The sequence below is a fragment of the Candidatus Neomarinimicrobiota bacterium genome (assembly GCA_041862535.1).
In the GTDB taxonomy this organism is placed as follows: Bacteria; Fidelibacterota; Marinisomatia; order SCGC-AAA003-L08; family TS1B11.
The window spans coordinates 1-15,587 of record JBGVTM010000009.1; the positions used below are offsets into that span (position 1 = coordinate 1).

11 protein-coding genes are annotated in these 15,587 nt (G+C 54.5%); 10 read left to right on the forward strand and 1 reads right to left on the reverse strand.

Features of this window, described 5'->3' with window-relative positions:
- From ACETWG_00310 to ACETWG_00355, 10 genes are all read left to right on the forward strand, one after another.
- On the forward strand, positions 1-961 hold a 961-nt coding region (locus tag ACETWG_00310), incomplete at its 5' end, for a T9SS type A sorting domain-containing protein (protein MFB0515031.1).
- Positions 962-987: 26 nt separating this feature from the next.
- The gene (locus ACETWG_00315) at positions 988-2,058 is read left to right on the forward strand and encodes a uroporphyrinogen decarboxylase family protein (GenBank protein MFB0515032.1); all 1,071 of its coding nucleotides are present in this window, start codon (positions 988-990) and stop codon (positions 2,056-2,058) included.
- 19 nt (positions 2,059-2,077) lie between these two features.
- A complete protein-coding gene (locus ACETWG_00320) occupies positions 2,078-4,090 on the forward strand; it encodes a DUF2264 domain-containing protein (protein MFB0515033.1) in 2,013 nt (670 codons plus the stop codon).
- Between the two features lie 23 nt (positions 4,091-4,113).
- Complete coding sequence (locus ACETWG_00325) at positions 4,114-5,826, forward strand: sodium/solute symporter (protein ID MFB0515034.1); 1,713 nt, start codon at positions 4,114-4,116, stop codon at positions 5,824-5,826.
- A 57-nt stretch (positions 5,827-5,883) separates the two neighbouring features.
- Entirely contained in the window at positions 5,884-7,860 is a 1,977-nt protein-coding gene (locus ACETWG_00330) for a DUF2264 domain-containing protein (GenBank protein ID MFB0515035.1), read from the forward strand.
- A 128-nt stretch (positions 7,861-7,988) separates the two neighbouring features.
- The gene (locus ACETWG_00335; protein MFB0515036.1) at positions 7,989-10,040 is read left to right on the forward strand and encodes a beta-galactosidase; all 2,052 of its coding nucleotides are present in this window, start codon (positions 7,989-7,991) and stop codon (positions 10,038-10,040) included.
- An 80-nt stretch (positions 10,041-10,120) separates the two neighbouring features.
- Positions 10,121-11,866, forward strand: coding sequence for a glycoside hydrolase family 3 N-terminal domain-containing protein (locus tag ACETWG_00340; protein MFB0515037.1), 1,746 nt, complete (start codon positions 10,121-10,123; stop codon positions 11,864-11,866).
- Between the two features lie 73 nt (positions 11,867-11,939).
- Positions 11,940-12,905, forward strand: a complete 966-nt coding sequence (locus tag ACETWG_00345) for an ROK family protein (protein MFB0515038.1) — start codon at positions 11,940-11,942, stop codon at positions 12,903-12,905.
- 81 nt (positions 12,906-12,986) lie between these two features.
- Positions 12,987-14,573: a sodium:solute symporter family protein gene (locus ACETWG_00350; protein MFB0515039.1), complete on the forward strand. Its 1,587-nt coding sequence runs from the start codon at positions 12,987-12,989 to the stop codon at positions 14,571-14,573.
- A gap of 49 nt (positions 14,574-14,622) precedes the next feature.
- Positions 14,623-14,919 carry a hypothetical protein gene (locus ACETWG_00355; GenBank protein MFB0515040.1) on the forward strand — a complete coding sequence of 99 codons (297 nt, stop codon included), beginning with the start codon at positions 14,623-14,625 and terminating at the stop codon, positions 14,917-14,919.
- Between the two features lie 466 nt (positions 14,920-15,385).
- Here ACETWG_00355 and ACETWG_00360 read toward each other — a convergent pair.
- Positions 15,386-15,587 (reverse strand): metallophosphoesterase (locus tag ACETWG_00360; GenBank protein MFB0515041.1); only part of this gene is annotated, 202 nt, incomplete at its 5' end.

The following is a 15,587-nucleotide window of genomic DNA, read 5'->3' on the forward strand; positions in this document are numbered from 1 at the left end:
CAATGTGGCCGAGGTGTATATCGGCAAAGATAGCCGAACTCTACTGTATATGTTCCACTTGCGCCCGAACAATTGGGGTACTCACGCCTTCGGCTCCCTGTGTGCCATTTACGCCTATCTGCAGGACACTACCAGCCTGGCCGAGGTGCGCGACTACTGGATTCAGGCCGTCGTGGGACCCAAGCCCGATACGCTGGAATATGGTGGACCGGAACCCATCGATCTATCCTGGCATCTCGAAGAAAATAACCTGCGTCTGATCAATCCCAAGAGCGCTTTAAAGGAAGGATTGAACATCGACGGCATCATGCCTGACGACATGCGGCGGGGTGCTTCCTTCAGTAATCCTCCCGCACACACCGGTTACGCCTGGGAAGCCTTGCAGGGAATAGTGTCTGGCGCGCGCATTCTCCAGCGGGCCGGAATGCCGATTTGGAATGTGGCCGATAGTGCCATCTATCGCGCCGGCTATGCCCTCCAGGTACGCTGGGAAAATCAGTTTGGGGGTTGGAAAGCCGAAGGTGATGATCTCTGGATGCTGGCCTTCCTCGATGACGCCTATGGCACCTACTGGGCTGAAAACCAGCCCGAACGCGTATGGCAGCACGGTAAAAACGCCGGCTGGCCTTACGTCATATGGGACGGAACGCTCCGGCATGATGATCAGGGTAATTTGAATCCAGAGCAGTATGAATTATTCCAGAATTATCCCAATCCCTTCAATCCAACCACTCGCATCAACTTCACTCTGCCGCGAACCACTGAAGTTCATCTGGCCGTCTATAATCTGCTGGGCGAGGAGATCGCTACGCTATTCGATGGCATCCGGAATGCAGGCGAACATACTGTAATATGGAACGCCTGGGATCACAGTAAGGGATTACTCCCGAGTGGTGTGTACTTCTGTCGATTGCGGTCGGGTACTTTTAACGAAGTCATGAAGATGACTGTACTCCGCTGAGAAGCAGTCAGAGGTATGGTTTGAATATGGTATCGCTTGAATTGTTGCCCGTTGAAGTCGTGTTTCATCCCAACTGGTGGAATAAGAATTGCCGCGTTCGTTTTAACAGGGACTTTTTCTTCGACTCGGAGACCCGGCTGGAAAGCAACCGGTTGATGCGCCAGTATCTCTATGAAAGGTTCCCGGACCTGGGATTGGGTGAGAAAGATGCCAAACCACGTCCTATGGTTGGAGGTACTCTGCTGGCAGCAGGATTTATCATTTCGGCCATCCTCGGATGTGAAATTAAATATTTTGACGATGCCTCCCCGGAAGTCATTACGGCCAACCTCACCGATAACGAGATTGAAAAGCTTGAAACACCGAATATTCTGGACACACAGGTCATGGGCGATCTTTCAAGGCTGCTTTCTACGCTCCAGCAAAAGTTCGACTATGTGGAAGGGGATATCAACTGGGAAGGAGTACAAAACGTAGCTCTTAATCTCCGGGGGCAGCAACTATTTGTGGATTACTGTGTAAATCCAGGCCTTGCAAACAGATTACTGGATACCGTCGCCAATGTCATAACGCAATTTCTCGATTTTATGATCTTAAAAACGGGGACGACGTCCATTTCGGTAAACAGGATTGTAGCGCATGTCAATCCTAAAATAAATCTGCATTCGAATTGCACTGTGACAATGATTTCCGCTGATCAATACCGGGAATATCTCTTGAAATATGATCAAACCTTTTCGGAAAAATTCCGGCCCTATGGTATCCATTATTGTGGGGACGACATGCACAGGATGATACCTGGATTCACACAGGTAGATGGGGCAACATTCTTCGATGTGGGCTGGGGGTCGGATGTGCACCTCTGCCGACAGGCCTTCCCGGACAAATTCCTGAGCTTGCGATTGAGCCCGGCCCGGATGTTATCGGAATCGAAGGAAGAAATCGAAAATGATATCGTCAACTTGATGAGGAATGCTGGACCGCTGCAAAAGACGGCGCTTTGTTGCGTGAACCTGGATTATGGAACTCCAGATGAAAATATCCGAACAATATTTGAGGTCGCGGAACGCTATCGAAAACGCTATGCTGAATCATGATAGAAACAGGATAAAAACTGTGCAGATAATATTTGAGACCAAAGCAGACCCGGTACTTTCTCCATTCACGGGCTGGACCAGGGAACGATGGGTGGAACTGGCAGAGAAAGAAATAGCAGCAATTCAACCTTACCTAACGCCCGGTAAAGGTGGCCTGGCCCTGCCAAATCCGGTCCGGTGGATGGATGCCTACCTGCCAGAGCCCGAAAAAATGAAATCCTTCTACTGGATGGAGGGGTATACCCGCACCCGCCTGCTGCTCGCCTCCTGGATGGCCGGCACCGGCAGAACCAGCCTCACGATAGACGGCCGTTCGGTGAATATTCTCGATCAGTTCATCGAAGGACTCCTCGCCGCCTCTGACCCGGCCCATCCCGAGTATATCGGTGATCGATATGGGAACAACCAGTGGATAGCGGAAATCTCCGGAGCGGCGCTAGCCATCTGTGTCGCCCGCGGGCTGGTGTGGACCAAGCTGACGCCAAAAGAAAGGAAGCAGGTGGCCGAGTGGCTGTTTTCCACCACCGGACACACAATTCCACATAATAACTGGTACCTGTTCGTGGCCAATACCCACAGCGTGCTGAAAGCACTGGGGGAGCAATATGACCAGAGCGAATTGGAGCACTGCCTGGACCAGGTGAAGGGTTTCTACATCGGCAGCGGGTGGTTTATGGACGGTGACGACGAGCGGGGCTATTCCGTAGACCAGTACAACGCCTGGGGATTCCATCACTTTTTGCCGGCCTATGTATTCATGGGCAGCCTAGATAAGGAACAGGCAGACTGGATCACTGACTGCCTGAGAAAATTCGTGAACAGCTATAGAAGGTTCTTTGGCTCCAATGGCGCCATTGCCATGTGGGGGCGTTCCTGGGCCTATCGACCGGCCCTGACCGCGCCGTTCATCTGGGCCGAACTCCTGGGCATATCGCCCCTGGCCCCGGGTGAATCCCGCCGCCTCGTATCAGGGACAATGAAATACTATCTGGAACACGAGTATTTACGCAATGACTTGACACCCACCATGGGCTACGTAGGCGAGAATCTGGAGCTGATAGAACCTTACAGCCAGTATGGTTCCCCCTATTGGGCAAGTGCGGCCTTCCTGAGCCTCCTGATGCCTCCATCCCATCCCTTCTGGCAGGATCCTGAAGAACCGCTGCCGGTCGAGCGCCGGAGCTATGTACTCCAGGAAAAGGATATCGGAATGCTCGTCGCTGGAAACCACCAAACCGGTGAAGTGCAGATTATCAATCACCGGGCGTGGCATCAGAGAGAAGGGGAAAACACTAAGTACGCCAAGAAATACACGAACTATGCTTACTCATCCCACTTCGGGATCGACTTGCGGCGAGATCCAAACGGCTACAATTGTGATAACATGTTTTCAGTCTCCCCTGACGGGAAAAAGCATTCACAGCGGATTATTCCCCATTTTATCAGGCTCGATGACAACTATGGCGCCAGCTATTATTACCCCCTATCCGGATTCCCATTCAGCGAAGTCGGAGATACCAGGGCGTATTCCGCCGATTACGAGACAAAAACGAAAGGCGACCGTTCCGTAAAAGTCACCACCCAGGTCTATTTAAAAGAATTTTGCCAGCTGCGGGTCCATACCCTCGAGACCGAGTGTGCGTTGGCCGCCGTCAGGGAAGGTGGGTTCGCCCTGAACTACTTTGACAAGGCAGTGGAGGCGGTGGTTGAAGAAGATATGCTTGCCTTCTGGAATGGTGAGCGCGGATCGTTTATCAAGAATCTGTATGGTTATACAAGCCCTGATCAACTTGAAGCTCTACTGAAAAAAACGCATAATCATCATACCCTCGGAGGCCAATCGGTAACCCCCACCCTGGTGGGCGGCCAGCTCCAGCCGGGTAAGCATATTTTCGTCAGTCTCAGCGGGACATGGTTTGGACCGAAAGAGAAGCTCAGCGAGAAGCTGGATCTCGTGACGAGTGTGCATCCATCGGTGGACCGGGTGGTGATTGGATTTAGTGATGGGACCGAGTATACTTTTCAAGTTTGAACTTCATCTGTGAGGATTAAACCGTGCCCAGATTATGGCTGATAGATTACACCGTTATGGGGTGCCATCTGCTCTTGATGGTCGGGGTGGGATTCTTCTTCTACCGATACGTTAAGAGCGCCAACGACTTCTTCAAGAGCAGCAACCGGCTCCCCTGGTGGGTGGCGGGGTTATCTGCCTTTATGAGTGGCTTCAGTGCCTGGACCTTTACCGGTGGGGCGGGAAAGATTTACGAAAGTGGCATTTCCGGCGCCGCCATCCTTTGGGCCAGCGCGGTGGCTGTCCTCCTGTCATACTTCATCTTCGCCAAACGCTGGCGCCGAAGTCGCATCACGACCGTCATGCAATTCATGAGCGAACGCTACAATCGTGTCACGCACCAGTTCTATTCCTGGGTATACGTGATCATGAAATGGTTTATCGTCGGCTTACAACTCCTGTCAACCGCCATTTTCATCTCTGTCGCCATCGGGGTGGACGTTCGCATTGTTGTCACGGTGGCCGGACTCACCATGCTGAGCTATTCGGTCCTGTCCGGTTTATGGGGTGTTTCCACCAACGATACTCTCCAATTCATTATCGTGGCATCGGTGACCATGGTGGCTACCCCCCTCAGCCTGAGCGCAGTGGGAGGCATTGGCGATTTCATCGCCAGAGTCCCGGAGGGCTTTTTCACCCTCGGACATGGTGACGTCAGCGTGCTGTTTATTATCGGCTGGATGCTACTGATGTTCTATGGCAACAACTCCAATGCTACCGTCCAGCGCTATTTCAGTGTGAAAGATGAGCGTGATGCGCGTAAAGTGGCACTTACCGCTTCGGTCCTCTTCTTTATCGGGGTTTCCCTCTGGATGATCCCCTCCATGGCCGCCCGCATCCTCTACCCCGATCTCAGTGAATTGGCCATTGGACTCCAAAATCCCTCCGAAGCGGCCTACGTTGTTATGTGTATCCAGGTCCTGCCCCACGGACTGATAGGCGTCCTGCTGGCAGCTATTTTCGCGGCTACTATGTCCAGCCTCGACTCCAGCTATAATGTCATGGCCGGGGTTTTAGTGAAGGACATCTACCAAAGACTGATCCACCCGGCCGCATCACCAAAACATCTGCTCTGGGCCAGTCGCTTGTGCATCCTGCTCATCGGTACTTCAGCTACCATGCTAGCCCTCATCCTCACCACCCACAGCGGGGGGGTCTTCGGAGTAATGAAGGATATCTCCCAGGTCATCACGGTGCCGGTTGCCACGGCCCTGTTACTCGGACTCATTGTACGGAAAACACCCCCCTGGACCGCTATCTTCTCTTTTGCGATCACCTTCCTAGTGGCCTACACCACGCGCTACGTCTATGACTTGCATCTGGGGTATCAGGCTTTTGCCGTAGTGGGTACCTCCATAACCAGCTTTACGGTCATGCGGCTCTTCTGGAACCGGGCTCCGAAGGTTGATCGGGAACGGATCGAGGCTTTCTTCCAGAAATTGGATACGCCCATTGATACTGAGACGGAGCTGGCCGAGCCGGTGGCCGCGGATGCCATCTCGATGCTGCAGGTCGTTGGGGTGCTGCTCTTCGCGGTGGGCTTGATCATCGTAGTACCAACCATTTTTCTGACGGAGTTATCCTCAATATTCATCGCACTGGGAGAAGGCACATTTCTCATCGGGCTGGGTATTTATATGTTTTTAAAGGGCCGGCGAAAAGCGCTTAAAACAGCTCAGGTATTATCAAGTGCGTAATCCTCTGATAATGTTCTGGTTAGGGATTTTATAATAGAGCATTTCTATGGTAATGTGGTGCGTACAAAACTAAAACCAACATCTTTATCTCCATATACTAGCTGGACTTACCATGACTGGCTGGCTGTGGCCAGTGCGATACTACGGAATGTGCATCCCCATTTCTCGCCCGGGCGAGCACTTGTCACCTTTGAGGGCACCCGCCCGAGTATTTATGGCCCACTATCAGATGGAGTGGAAGGATTTGCCAGGACTTTCCTGCTGGTGGGCTTTTGGCTGAAGCATCGAAGTAATGGGAAGCTGGCTCTTGAGAACGGCACACAGGTTGATTGGTTAGATATCTATCAGCAAGGCTTACTTCATGGGACCGACCCAAATCACCCTGAGTACTGGGGTGAAATCTCCGGCAAGCACCAGTATATGGTCGAAGCAGCCTCCATCTCTATCGGGCTCTATTTCTCCCGGCCTTTGATCTGGGACTCATTTTCACAACGGCAAAAGGATCAAATTGGGCGCTGGCTGCGACATATCCTCCAATTCCCATTTGAAGATAAAAACTGGGTCCTCTTCGGGGTCATCATCAACGCCTTCCTGAAAGCCGTCGGGCAGGAATTCTATCAGGACCAGATTGACTTCTATCTCGACCGCTACGATTCTTATTATGAAGCTGAAGGTTGGTATCGCGATGGCGTGGGCCCCCAGTTCGATTATTATAACCCCTGGGCACTGCACTTCTACCCGCATCTGTGGGATGAAATGGACCCGGATAAAACCCGACCGGAACTGGTGGCGGTGTTCCAGGCGCGCAGCCGGCTGTTCCTTGAGAAATTCGCCCATTACTTCAGCAGCACGGCCTCGCACCCCGCCTTCGGGCGCTCCATCATCTACCGCTGTGCCCTCGTGGCCGCAGCGATTCTGGGGAGCTGGAAGGGCTATTCCCCACTCCCGCCCGGTTTAACCCGACGCCTCTGCAGCCAGAGCCTGAAGTTCTTCTGGGAACATGACCTTTTCGATGCCGACGGCAGTATCCCCTTAGGCTGGACCGGAAAATTTGTGCCCCTGGCGGAAAAATACAGCGGGCCCGCCTCGCCCCTCTGGCTGAATAAGGTCTTCGCCGCCTTCCTGATGCCCGAAAATCACCCTTTCTGGACCGCGGTGGAAGAACCGCTACCGGTTGAAAAGGGAGACTACTGCATCAGCCACCAGGTGCCCGGTTTCCTCGTGCAGGGACATCAAGCTACGGGCCATATCCAGCTGATCAATCAGGGCAGCGACTCCTACGTCAATGCACCCACCGACTGGAAAACTCCCGCCTCGGATTTTCTCTACCTGAAATTCGCCTACTCCAGCCACCTTTTCAACGACCTCGGCCCCACCAAACACGACCTGGTCTGCGGCAATATGATCAGCCTCTATGAGGAGAAGCGCGGCTTCAGTCACCGGGAGCGGATTCATCCACTCTACATAGCTGGTCGAGTCGCGATCTCATACCACTACCCTTTCGGTGAGAGCTACGGCCAGAAGCGGGATTCCCGGATCGAATCGGCCATCATCATCAAAGGTGATCACCAGATCAGGGTTCACTGGGTGATTAGCCCCAACCGGCCGCTGGTGTATGAAGGGGGATATTCGCTGGCCTATGATAAACCGCCGCCCACTATCACGCAGGGAGACGACTGGATCAGCGTCAGGACGCAAGCTGCCCAGTGCTGCGTCCGGTCCCTCAGCGGATATGATGCCGTTGACACCAGCGAGTCGGTGGGCGTAAATCCACTGGGCAAGTATTCGTGTCTACCGTACCTGAAGACCAGGCAACCGGTTCTTGCCCAGGCGATCCTTGTCTGCGAGGTCATCGCTCGTCCTGGGCATTTGGATATCGAAGCGGAACTGGCTCTGGTTACCGGCTGCATTTGTGCCGGGCGTAAAGTCGCACTCACCTTCTCCGACGGCGAGTCAGTCACGGTGAAGTTAGGAGCCGTGGAGGAAGGCGAGCACAAAGTTCAGTGGAATGGAAGACCGCGTCTAAGAACATGATCAGGGATGAATTCTCCTGGGAGGTAAAAGATAATGGACAGGACTGATGGATTAAATCGTTTGCCGGCCGCGGGAAGTAAGTTATCCAAAATCGATTTAATCGAGGAGGTTATCTGATGAAGATGTCTATGTCTGCACATTTGGCTCTGTCAATAGCGTTGCTGGGATTCTCTCCCTGTCTCAGCGGGAAGGGTCAGAATCTGGTTCCCAACCCGAGTTTCGAAGCGACCGTCCTCTCGGTGCCTCAGATCAATTTCCAGCCGGCGCGGCCGGCCACCGAAGCTGATCCGCCTGAGTATAAGGTCGACCTACCTGAGCACTGGAACATTGTCAGCGGCTACGCGCGCGGATACCTGCCACGCGAACAAGGCTGGGGAGTGGCCGAAAAAGGGCGCACCGGAAACCGGAGCTTGTGCCTCACGGATGCCCCGGCTTTCCCGGCCTGGTACTCCCAAGATTTCGCCATTGAGCCCAACTCTGCCCACCTGGCAGAGGCCTATATCGATGCCGATGGAATGCGGTATCACGATTACTTACGGATCATCTTTTCCATCCTGGACGCGGAAGGTAACTGTCTGGGATACGAACAGATTGTCTCTGCAAGGACCGAGACCAGGAATATCCGGGTGTCCGACTTTGGGCAAACCGGCTGGCGCCATAAGCAGGTGTATATCCGGCCCCGCAAGGGACAGGCCAAAATGCGAATTATCATTCGTCTGGTTGATTCCGGGATTGCTTATGTAGATGACATCTCTGTGCAAGCCTTGACCCCGGAAGAAGCGACGGAACTCGAGCCGCCTTACCACCAGAAAACCCCGGCCCTAAAAACAGTTTCGAAACAGCGTAAAGTGAAGGCCACAGGCTTCTACAGCGTGGAGCAGGTGGACGGCGTCTGGTGGCTGGTTGATCCTGAAGGCCGCCTGACCTGGAGCATCGGTATCCAGAGCATGGGCAATATCCTGTGGGAGAATCCGACTCTCAGCAAGCTCATCGAAGAGCAATATGGCGGGGATCAATCCCGCTATCTGGAAGACCAGATACCGCGACTGAGAAAATGGAACTTCACTACCTCCGGCTCCTGGTCCGGCCCGGCGTTCTATGACCTGAACACGCGACTGGTTGCCCGCGGCGAGGAACCATTCCCCTCCTTGCACTTCATCGGCTTTACCACCGTTGGTGATCAAGCGTACAGCGTGCGCAACCGCGAGGGGATGGTAAACGATTTCGGCGAGCACGCCATGGTGGATCCGTTTAACCCTGAATGGCAGGCGCGCGCAGAAGAACTGGTCAAAGGTATCACCTCCCTATACCGCGGCACTCCCTGGCTGGTGGGCTACTTCGTGGACAACGAGATCAATATGGGAAACCTGACGCGCTACCTCCATTCGCGCTACTGCCGGGAGGAACTCGCCGAATGGCTGCAGAAGCAGTACGACAATGATATCGCCAGGCTCAATAAAAACTGGTCAACCGAGGACCAAAACTATCAATACGCCAGTTTCGCTCAGATAGCGGAGGATATTCCCGATCAGGACCCGTCACCGAACGCTGAGAAGTATCTGCATGGTTTTGTCCGCTATCTCATGCAGACCTATGTTGATTTCACGGTAGACATCATCCGCCGATATGACCAGGACCATCTCATCATCAGCAACCGATTCGCGCTGGGTGCCAAGACCAGGGCGGTCGAAGAAGTGGGCAATTTTATCGACCTGTTCAGCAAATATGATATTGTCTGCACCAACCTTTATGCCCGTTCCGGGGGGTCGTATGCCCCGGACCAGATGGCACTGCTGCAGTATCTACATGATCAGACGGGACGGCCCCTGCTCATCGGCGAGTTCTCCTTCCATGCCAATGAATCCAACATCCCCCTCGACCAGTGGGGGGACAAGATCGTCGCGACTATGGAGGAACGAGGCCAGGCCTACAACCGCACGCTGCTGTCCTGGGCCTATTTGCCCTACATGGTAGGGGCCCACTTTTATAAATGGTGCAACGGCTATGGCCCGGTGGGACGGTACCGCGGACGCAATGCCGGTATTGTCAACGACCAGAACGAAGCCTATCAGCCGTTCGTGGAAATGGTGACCGAAACCAACCGCCGGGTCCTGCATGCCAGGCGCAAGGCGGGCGGGCACGTAAGCGACTTCGAATACACTACGCCAGGCGGTTTTTAATCCGGGTGAAAACCGGCTATTTTGAACACTTGTGCAAAAATAATAAATCTATAAAATAACTATAGCTGTTTGGAGTCCTCATGATCGATAGAAAAGCAAAATGGGTCGATGAACTGTTAGGCAAACTGAATCTGGCGCAAAAGGTCGGCCAAATGATGGCCTTCGGTTTCGCCGGACCGGTTATTACCCCCGATATCATTGAACTTATCCAGAAGTATCACGTCGGCGGATTGCGAATCACCTTAAAGTTCCGGACCCAAACCTTACTACACGACATAAAACCCGGCACAAAACCGAACCAAAACATCCTTCGGTCGCTGGAATATCCCCGGGGAAAGAATCGCGATTATGCCGATCCCCGCCAGTGCGTCGCCTGTACGCCCCGGGAGTACGCTGCCGTACTGAACCAGCTCCGGGATTATGCCCTTGATAGGGAATTGGGCATTCCTATTCACTTTACCATCGACCAGGAAGGCAATGGTTCCGATGACCTAATCAATGGCCAGCGCTTGTTCCCCCACCCGATGGGTCTCGCAGCTTCAGGCGAGCCCGAACTGGCCTATAAGGTGGCGGTCGCTATCGGGAAACAAGCCCGGGCCGTAGGTGCTAACATGATCCATTCCCCGGTGCTGGATGTGAACACCAATCCGATGAACCCCGAGATCGGTACCCGCGCCTACTCTGACCAGCCGGAAGAAGTCATCAAATATGGTCTGGAAACGCTGCGCGGTTTTCAGGAAACCGGCTTGATCGCCGCCGGGAAACATTTCCCCGGCCGGGGTGAATCGGTGGCCGACGCACACTGGGGCCTCCCGACCGTCAGTCTCGAAAAACGCCTGCTGACTGAGACCCATATCGCCCCCTACCCCGCTCTCATCGCCGCCGGCCTGCCAGCGATTATGAGTGCCCATTGCTGCTATCCGGCCCTGGGCGTGACGGACGTACCCGGTTCCACTTCCCGAAAAGTGGTCACGGAGCTGCTGCGGGAGGAGCTAGGCTTCAAGGGTATCATTACTACCGATAATATGATGATGGGCGGTATATTGCAGCGCTTCGAGATTCGGGAGGCAATTATTCGGGCCATTCAGGCCGGCAATGACATTATTCTGTACCGCGACGAAAGTCCCCAGCGGATCCGGATCCTCGAGGCAGTGACCGAGGCTGTCAAGAATGGACGAATTGCCGAATCTCAGATTGACGAGTCAGTCGCCCGCATCTTAGGTCTGAGATGGGACATGGGGCTCGTAGAAAACGGCGGCAAGGTTGACCCGGAGCTGGCTGGCACTCCAATAAATGATCCCTTCGTGATCGCCGCGGCCCAGGTAGCTGCCGAAAAGTCCGTGCTGCTACTTCGCGACGAAGCAAACCGGCTGCCCCTGCGACCTGAACAGAAAGTGCTCCTGGTAGAGCAGGTCTTCTCAACCCACCAGATGGCCAATAACAACTCCTGCCACCCGGGAATGCTCTGGGAGGAAATGTGTCTTGAATCGCCGAATGTGGCATCGGTAGAGATCCCGATGCTCCCGGATGAGTTCGACCGGGAACGGGTGCTGCGCCGGCTGGCTGAAGCGGAGGTAATCGTCACCACCAACTATTACTATTATAAGGCAGCAGCCACCATGTCCGATCTGGTACGTGAGCTCCATCAGCACGGGAAGCCGGTGATTGTGATTTCAAACAATCCCTTCCAGATGGCTGCTCCACCCGATTTCCCCACGGTCATTACCGTCTTCACCGCCGGTGGACGAGAGCATCTTCGAGCCGCGGTGCAGGTGCTATATGGTAAGCTGAAACCTTCGGCCAGCCTTGCCGTGCGTTTGGGATGAGTCGTGCCTGACCTGGATCGGCAAACAGATAATCATCAGGGCAAGGGTGCCATCTTGAAAGGCAGTTGGACGCATGTCGGATAGATTCTATGCCGGGATCGATATTGGCGGCACCAAAACCACCACCATTCTCGCCCGCGCGGATGGGCGCTTTTATGCCCGGGACCAATTCCCGACGACCACCGGCCTGGATAACTGGCAATCCACCTTGGAGCGGGCCCGCAGTTGTATCGAGCAATACACCCGCCAAAAAGAGATTGCCGCCATCGGAATCAGCTGTGGGGGACCGCTGGATAGCAAGCAGGGGCTGATTTTATCACCCCCCAACCTGCCGGGCTGGGATCAAGTGCCGCTCAGCGCGTTCTTCAAGGAAGCCTTCCACCTGCCGGTGTTTTTAGAAAATGATGCCAATGCGGGGGCGCTGGCGGAGTGGCAGTTCGGAGCGGGGAAAGGCTCTCGAAACCTGATTTTTCTCACCTTCGGAACCGGGCTCGGCGCCGGTCTGATATTGGATGGCCGACTCTACGCCGGGACGAACGACCTGAGCGGAGAAGCCGGCCATATCCGCCTGGCGGAGGAGGGCCCTGTAGGCTATCATAAGCGCGGTTCGTTCGAGGGATTCTGCAGCGGTACCGGCCTCGCCCAACTGATGGCTTTCGAGCTGCTCTGCCTGGGCGAGGAAATCGGCCCCTCGGAAATGCTGAAAAAGTACAAGCCACCGGGAGAGGTGACCGGAAAAGACGTGGTCGAATGGGCCCTGGCTGATGACCCTCTCGCATTGAAGGTGATCGCCAAAAGTGGCGACTTCCTGGGCCGGGGCTTAGCCATCCTGGTTGATATTCTGAATCCGGAGATTATTATCATCGGAGGTATGGGAGTTCGATTGGGCGATTTGCTTTTAGAACCGGCCAGAAGTGTGATCAGTAAGGAAGCCCTACCCGCTGCGGCCACCGTCTGCCGGGTGGTACCAGCCGCCTTGGGCGAACGAATCGGTGACTATGCGGCGCTTTGTGTCGCCCTCGGCGGTCAATCCGGTTAATTACCTTTAAAGGGAATATCCATCACATAGGGCAGCACTGAAAGAGGCAGACAAATTCTCGGTTCATTCTAGGAACACAAAATGGCGCAATTTGCACTGTTAGATTGGATTTGGATCATCCTTTTTCTTCTCCTTATGATCAGCTGCGGGGTCCTTTTCTACCAGCTTGGTAGGCGCTCCGAGTCGGACTTCTTTCTGGCAGGCCGGGGCCTGCCTTGGTGGCTGCCGGCATCTTCGGTCTATGCCACCCATACCGCCGTCGATACCCCCATGTGGGTGACAGGTGTGATCTATAAACATGGCCTGACGGGTATCTGGTACGCCTTTTTCTCGGCCTGGTGCGCGATCAGTGCCTTTGTCTCCACCAGAATATTCCGCAGATCCCTGGCCTATACGCAGGCGGAGTGGCAGAGCCTGCGCTTTAGCGGTCTGGGCAGCGAGCTGCTGCGGGGGTGGATGACCGGCTGGCAGGTCTTCATGACCATGTTCAATATGGGCTGGGTGGGCATCGCCATGGGAATGATTTGCGGTTACCTGTTCGGCTGGCCAGCCTGGATGGGGCTGGTGATTTTCTCGTCGATCTGTGCCATCTATGTCCTGACGGCCGGCTACTGGGGGGTGGTCATGGCGGATTTCCAGCAGGGCATTGTCGCCTTTTCCGCCATCCTGATCGTGTCGATCTGGGGAGTCGTCGCGGCCGGGGGCCCCCAACAGATTGTCTCACAGCTGGCAGACATGGGCCAGTCCTGGCGGCTGAATCCATTTGCCTTCACGGGCTGGTTCTCGGGTGACTTCCCCATCGCCTGGTTCGCCACCATGATGATCATCGCCCTCATCGGCGGATTCGGCATGGGCACTTCCATCGACTGGTACCTTGAGGCCCAGCGTATCCAGTCCGCCCGGTCGGTTCGGGATGCCTCCTACTCCATCTGGTGGGGGACGGCTCTGGTTGTGATGCGCAACTCAATTTGGGCCGCCGCTATCCTGGGCTTTTTCGTTATGTTCCCCAACATTAAAGAAGTAAGCGATTACGAACTGGGTTGGTTCCGCTTAGGATTTGAATATCTGCCCGTCGGTATGGTCGGCTTCTTTTTCGCCGCCATCCTGGCCATCCACCTGTCAACGGTCTCCAGTGTGCTAAACCTCGGCGCCATGTACGCTACCCGCGACCTCTACCATCACTATATCAATCCTCAAGCTTCCCAGGAAAGGCTCGTCTGGATCGGGCGCTTTTCAACTCTCATGATCCTGTTGGGCTCCTTCCTGTTAGGCCTGATGATGACCGAAATCACTAAGTGGCTCATCTTCGCCCTCTGGATCATGGCCGCCGGCGTGTGGCTGCCTAATATCCTGCAGGTGATCTGGTGGCGGTTCAACGCCTGGGGCTACCTCTCCGCCTGGATGGCCAACCTGGGCCTCTCGTGGCTGGTGGTGTGGATCCTGCCGGCCTTTAACATCATCCCGGCTCTGCCGGATTACCTCCAGTTCTGGGCCCTCATGCTCCTCACGGGATTCATTTATCTGCCGGTGACCTTCCTGACCAGGCCGGAGAATATGGACCATCTGGTGAGATACTACGTCATGTCCCGGCCCCTTGGCTTCTGGGGACCGGTGCGGCGAGAGGCTGAAAAAAGAGGCCTGCTGGAACAAGTAACCCGCATTGAATGAATTAAATTAGGCAAAACATCGGTTAACCAGATTTAGGAGGAGATGCAATATGGCTTTGATTCGCAGGCAGTGGACACCCGCCGCGGCCGATGAGTGGGCCCGAGAAGACTGGATCACCATTATCCTCTCCCCCCTCGCCTATATCGCCCTGGCCATCGGAGTGGCTCTCAGTATGCTCCTGTTGAAGGTCGGGTTTATCATCCTGGGCGCAGCCGTCGTGCTTACGGTCTTGATGCACTGGGTCATCGATCCCAAATTGAAAACAATCTCCGAGGACTATGAAAAAAAGCAGAAAAAGTACCTGGAGGAATTGGAAAAAATCGTCCGCTGGGAGGAAATCGAATGAGTGAAGGCTTTGGCGTAGTCATTGGGATGTCTATCGCTTATATCGCCTCGTTCACGGGACTGATATTTGCGTGGATTCATTACCGGAAGAGAAAAGCGGGTAAGATCACTCCACCCGATGAAGGGAGCTGAGCCGGATGCTTATCTTCCTTCAGGCCTCCCGCGTAGGGAATCCCACGCTAGGCGTGGTTATACCGCTCGTAGTGTTTCTTATATCCTTCATCGTCACCTGGGGACTTTATAAGCATTTCTCCAAACGAGCGCGTTCCGGACCATTCGATAAATAATTGGCCGGGAAAAGGATCATGCTGGAAAACCTTTACGCGATGAAGACCGATCCTTGGACCTGGAACCACCAATAAGCGTAACCGCTCGGGAGTTGTACGAGGAGGCTAAGGATCCACGACAGACCTCCCTCCCTTCGACGGTTATGCTGTCCGCCGCTTATCCCCGATTTTCCCGCCGGTTCACCGGATACCTTCAATCTCAAAGACGCGTGCTCCCTCGTATGCCTTGCCATATTGGTCGCGGGTTCGAACTACGATTTTATGCCCGCCAGGGGCAAGTCCAGTGGGCATACCAGCCGTCCAGATATGGTAACACAAACCGGGAGTCGCCCAGCGTCGGAATTGCTCCTGATATTCAAGGTACATCCTCTCCAAAAGGGGA

Bases quoted from the DNA above. Each gene is read 5' to 3' on its own strand.
- ACETWG_00340 (MFB0515037.1), top strand. From the start codon at position 10,121: ATGATCGATAGAAAAGCAAAATGGGTCGATGAACTGTTAGGCAAACTG.
- ACETWG_00355 (MFB0515040.1), top strand. From the start codon at position 14,623: ATGGCTTTGATTCGCAGGCAGTGGACACCCGCCGCGGCCGATGAGTGG.
- ACETWG_00335 (MFB0515036.1), top strand. From the start codon at position 7,989: ATGTCTGCACATTTGGCTCTGTCAATAGCGTTGCTGGGATTCTCTCCC.
- ACETWG_00315 (MFB0515032.1), top strand. From the start codon at position 988: ATGGTATCGCTTGAATTGTTGCCCGTTGAAGTCGTGTTTCATCCCAAC.
- ACETWG_00350 (MFB0515039.1), top strand. From the start codon at position 12,987: ATGGCGCAATTTGCACTGTTAGATTGGATTTGGATCATCCTTTTTCTT.
- ACETWG_00345 (MFB0515038.1), top strand. From the start codon at position 11,940: ATGTCGGATAGATTCTATGCCGGGATCGATATTGGCGGCACCAAAACC.